We start from the raw sequence: 4,893 nt of genomic DNA on the forward strand, positions 1-4,893 counted from the left end.
TACAACGGGGTTCCGTCGAAGCGGCCCAAGGCGAAGGCGTCCTTCGGGAAATGCGCGGGGACCCAGTCCATGATCACGCCGATGCCGGCCTCGTGCATCTTTTCGACAAGATACTTGAAATCGTCCGGTCCGCCAAGCCGCGAGTCGATGGCGTAGTAGCCGGTGACCTGGTATCCCCATGATCCGGAGAACGGGTGCTGCGCGAGCGGCATGAACTCCACATGAGTGAAGCCTTCCTTGCGGACGTAGGGGACCAGCTTGTCGGCGAGCTCGCGGTAGTCGGCGACGTCCTTGCGCCAGCTGGACGCGTGCACCTCGTAGATGCTGACCGGTCCGTTGTGCGGATTCGTGGCGGCGCGCCTCTTCATCCAGACGTCGTCGCGCCAGACATGTTTGGTGTCGACCACGATCGAACCGGTGCGTGGCGGGATCTCATGGGAGCGTTCCATCGGATCGGCCTTCATGACCCATTCGTTGTTGGCGTTGAGCAGCTCGTATTTGTATATCGTTCCGCCTGCGATTCCGGGGACGAACAGTTCCCAGATGCCGGACGAGCCGATTTCCCGCATCGCATGCGTCCGCCCGTCCCATCCATTGAAATCGCCGACCACGCGCACGGCATGGGCGTTCGGCGCCCATACGGTGAACGCGGTGCCGACCAGCTGTTCGCCGGCCTTGCCCTCATTGGATCCCAGCGGATCGTCGTAGCGCAGTACGTGCGCGCCGAGCGCCTCCCAGAGGCGTTCGTGCCGTCCCTCGCCGAACAGGTAGGTGTCCACGTCGCCGATGGTGGGCAGATAACGGTATGGATCGTCGGAGACCACGACGCTGCCGTCCTCGTATTCGGTGCGGATGCGGTAATCGGGCACGCCATGGCCGGTGTCCGTCGCGATGGCGGGAACCAGCGCCATGAAAACGCCGTTGTGCTCGTGCACCGCGAGGGTCCGTCCCTCCTGCGTGATGATCGCCACGCTTTTCGCCATGGGGCGCAGCGCGCGAATCGTGACGACGTCCTCGTGCCCGTTGGTTCCGAGGTGCCCGCCCAGCACCTCGTGCGGGTTGTAGTAAGTGCCGTTGCTCACCGCGTCCAGAGTGTTCTGCGGCACGGGCACGGCGACGATATCTTCATTGATCTTCGAATCTGTAGCCATGGCAAAAGTGTAAGCACGAAATGGCGGAAAATGGCTTCGTGTCGCGTTTTATTTTGCCTTTTCGGAAGATTCTCGGCAAGTCCAGCCCTGGTGGAACAATAATTCGGGATTTGTGTAAGATTTTACGGAGGATTCATGGGTTATAAGGTCGGCGACATGGTCGTCTATCCACGACACGGCGCTGCGAAGGTTGAGGCAATCACCGAGCGAACGGTTAAGGGAGTGACCCGCGAATACCTGCAGCTGTCCGTGCTGTCTTCCGATGGTCTGGTCATCAACGTGCCGGTGGAAAACGCCAAGAAGGTGGGCGTGCGAGATATCGTCGACGCCAATGAGGTCGCGAAGGTCTTCGAGATTCTGCGCACTCCGATCATCGAAAAGGAGATGAACTGGTCCCGCCGTTACAAGCTGAACGTCGAGAAGATCGCCACCGGCGACGTCAACAAAATCGCCGAGGTCGTGCGCGACCTCGCGCAACGCGACGTCGACGAGCATGGATTGTCGGCTGGCGAGAAGCGCATGCTGACCAAGGCGAGGAACATCCTCACATCCGAGATCGCGCTTTCCGAGCACCTTGAGGAAAGCGAGGCCCAGCGTCTGCTCGATGTGAACCTCGGGTACGAGCCCGCGCGTCCGGGGGATGAGAAGCATCACACCGAGGAGCCAGACGAGCCGGCGACCGAGACCCTTGCCCGCGTCGCGGCCGAAAGCAAGAAGTCCAAAAAGAAGAAGTAGGTTCCATATGCGTATCGGTCAGGGATTCGACGCCCATCGATTCGCCCAGCATGACGCAGGCAAGCCATTGTGGCTTGCCTGTTTGCTTTGGGATGGCGATGGCGTAGAGGGCGATTCCGATGGCGATGTGGCGGCGCATGCGTTGATCGACGCGCTGCTTTCCGCAGCCCATCTGGGGGATATCGGATCGCTGTTCGGCGTCGGTGCGGATTCCGCGGGCGCCGGCGGTCATGGCGCCGATATGCTGCGCCAAACCGTTGGTTTTCTGAAGAGGAACGGCATGCGGCCGATAAGCGCCAGCGTCGTCATTGTGGCGAATCGTCCGAAAATCGGCGCACGCCGTCTTGAGGCGGAGAGGGCGCTTTCCGCCGCGATCGGATGCGAGGTGTCCCTGACCGCCACCACAACGGATGGCATGGGTTTCACCGGAGCCGGCGAAGGCGTCGCCGCGATCGCCAGCGCATTGGTGGAGCCGGACGCGCGGAAGTCCGAGTGAAATCAGGCCCTGCGTTTCAGGGAATCCACGGCCTTCGCCAAAATCCAGAACGCCGTCGAGATCGTCACGATGACGAAGCTCGGAGGTGCCGGGAACATGGCGGAGACCACCAGACCGCCCCAAATCGAGATGAGGCAGATCACCGTGGCCAGAACCATCGCCGTAAACGGCGATCTGGTGATGATGTTGGCGGTCGCGGAAGGTGTGATCACCAACGCGAAAATCAGCAGTGTGCCGACCGCGGGCACCGCCACGGTGATGACGCCGGCCATGATCGCCATGAAGCAGACGTTCATCAATCCCACGGGGACGCCCTTCGCCCGGGCCACCTGCTCGTCCAGCGAGCTGAACAGCAACGGGCGGTAGATGACGGCCATGACGGCCATCAGAACCGCGTCGAACACCGCAAAACCAATGATCTGCCCGTCGGTGATGGTCAGGATCGAGCCGAAGAGGATCGATTGCATCTGCTTGGACGCCGAACTCGACAACCGCGCGAAGAACAGGCCGAGACCGGTGGCGAAGGCGAGCACCGTGCCCGTCGCAATCTCCCGCTGCGATGCCTTCTTGCCCAACGCGCCGATGACCAGCGCGCCGCCCAATGCGAATATGCCGAGGCCGGCCGATACCGGCAATCCAAGCAACACCGCGCCGGTGGCGCCGGGCAGTCCGATGTGGGCCAATGCGTGCGCGGCGAACGTCGAATGACGGGCGATGGTGAAATATCCCATCACACCGGCCGCCAACGCGATGCAGAGACCCGCGCGGAAGGCGTTCAGCATGAATGGTGCGGTGAGCGTGTACATCCAATCGGGGTCGAATGTGAAAGCGATGCCTTTCATCTTTTCCTATGCCTTTCTTGCGGCGCCGTGATGGTGGAACTGCGCGACTTCTTCGGGCGCGTGCGTGTCGAGCGTGATGCCATCCGGCTCGTCATCGGTCGGCGTGACGAACATATCGCCCTGCGGCGTGGTCACCACCTGCACCTTGGTGCCATACAGATGCGTGAGCAGTTTGGAATCGAGCACCTCGTTCATATTGGCGTAATGCGGGTGGCCGTCAAGCAGGTATACGGCTCCGGTGAGGATCGGCAGCAGCATGTTCAGGTCGTGCGCCACCACTTGGATGGTCATGCCGAATTCGCGGTTGAGCTTGGCGAGCACATGCACGGTGGCGCGCTGGCTGGCCAGGTCGAGGTTGGCGAGCGGCTCGTCGAGCATCAGCAGCTCCGGTTCGCTCACCAGCGCCTGGGCGATGGCCACGCGCTGGCGCAATCCGCCGGAAAGCTCCGAGAGCCGATAGCGTTCCTTGCCCTGCAATCCTACGAATTCCAGCGCCTGACGGGTTTTGCTCCGAAGCTTTCCGGTGATGGGATGTATGCCGAACTTGGTGCCCGTCAATCCCAGCAGCACGGATTGCTCCGCCGTGATGTTCGATTCGATGTCCGACGCATAGCTTTGGGGGACGTACCCGATGCGGTGGTTCATCGTCCCCGCGGGCTTGCCGAGCACGTGGATGGTCCCCTCGGATGTGGGGAGCAGGCCGAGCTCGGCCATCATCATGGTGGTTTTGCCGGCTCCGTTCGTTCCCACGATCGCGGTCACCGAACCGCGTGGGATGCTGAATGTGCCGTGCTGCCAAATCGTGTGGCCGCCACGTTTCACGCATGCGTCGTTGAAGTCGATGCAGGCGTTGGTCGTATCGCGCATGGCTTCCCTCCTTCAAATCGATCCGCATATATCGTCGCAAATGGATTTGACAATCATTCTCAATAAGAGAATCGACGTGGTTTCGAAGCGCGGGGCAACGAAGAAGCCGCTCCCGTGTCGGGAAGCGGCTTGGAAGTGGGGCGACTAAGCCCCTGATGCGGTCGGTTGCCGCTTATTTGCCGGGGTCCGGTTGGCCGCCGGAATCCGCGTCGTTGGAATCGTCGCCGTCATTCGTGCCGTCGGCGTCATCGGCATTGGGCTTCGTGGCCGACCCGTCGTCGGATCGTTCCGATTCCTCTTCCTGGTCGAGCAGGGTATCCAGCGATTCGACCAGCGATGCGATCCATGCCGTGAGATCCTTGCTGTCCGCAGGCATCTGTTCGGATACATCGAATACCGGAACGTCGGATTTATGCGCGGTGCCGGTCAGCATATTCGAGGCGTCCGACGATTCCTGGGTGTTGTTGACGAGCAGATCCACCTTCCGCTTCTCCAAGAGTTCCTGGAAGCCTTGCAGGTCCTTGGGGGCGGGTTCGCCGCCGGAGGCGGTGGAGCGGAGATACCCTTGGGGCGTTTTGTCGGTGAGGCCCATATCGCTGAGCAGGTAGTACGCGACCTGCTCGGTCGCCGCATACGGCACATCGCCATGCTCGGATTTGAATTGCCTCATGGTTTTCTCGACGGCGTCCTCGCGCTTGGTCCATTTCGCGAGCCGGTTGGAGAAGTACTTCTTCTGTCTGGGCATGATTCGGCTGTAGGCGTTCGCGAGCTCCTTCGCCATGGCGTTGCGCGCGTCCGTGGA

Annotated in this window: 6 protein-coding genes; 2 read left to right on the forward strand and 4 right to left on the reverse strand. The window is 61.5% G+C overall.

The window, feature by feature from the left end:
* Positions 1-1,151 (reverse strand): GlgB N-terminal domain-containing protein (locus tag B3C64_RS07235; protein ID WP_291534785.1); only part of this gene is annotated, 1,151 nt, incomplete at its 3' end.
* Positions 1,152-1,286: 135 nt separating this feature from the next.
* Here B3C64_RS07235 and B3C64_RS07240 point away from each other — a divergent pair.
* Together B3C64_RS07240 and ispF are read left to right on the forward strand one after the other, a co-directional pair.
* On the forward strand, positions 1,287-1,886 hold the full coding sequence (locus B3C64_RS07240; RefSeq protein WP_291534787.1) for a CarD family transcriptional regulator: 600 nt from the start codon (positions 1,287-1,289) through the stop codon (positions 1,884-1,886).
* Positions 1,887-1,893: 7 nt separating this feature from the next.
* On the forward strand, positions 1,894-2,382 hold the full coding sequence (gene ispF / locus B3C64_RS07245) for a 2-C-methyl-D-erythritol 2,4-cyclodiphosphate synthase (RefSeq protein WP_291534789.1): 489 nt from the start codon (positions 1,894-1,896) through the stop codon (positions 2,380-2,382).
* A 2-nt stretch (positions 2,383-2,384) separates the two neighbouring features.
* Here the strand turns inward: ispF and B3C64_RS07250 are convergent, their stop codons facing one another.
* The 3 genes from B3C64_RS07250 to B3C64_RS07260 form a co-directional block, all read right to left on the reverse strand.
* Entirely contained in the window at positions 2,385-3,224 is an 840-nt protein-coding gene (locus B3C64_RS07250; protein WP_291534792.1) for a metal ABC transporter permease, read from the reverse strand.
* 6 nt (positions 3,225-3,230) lie between these two features.
* Positions 3,231-4,091, reverse strand: coding sequence for an ABC transporter ATP-binding protein (locus tag B3C64_RS07255; protein ID WP_291534794.1), 861 nt, complete (start codon positions 4,089-4,091; stop codon positions 3,231-3,233).
* A 172-nt stretch (positions 4,092-4,263) separates the two neighbouring features.
* A partial coding sequence (locus B3C64_RS07260; protein WP_291534796.1) for a metal ABC transporter solute-binding protein, Zn/Mn family occupies positions 4,264-4,893 on the reverse strand: 630 nt, incomplete at its 5' end.

This window comes from Bifidobacterium sp. UBA6881 (assembly GCA_002451435.1).
Taxonomy (GTDB): Bacteria; Actinomycetota; Actinomycetes; order Actinomycetales; family Bifidobacteriaceae; genus Bifidobacterium.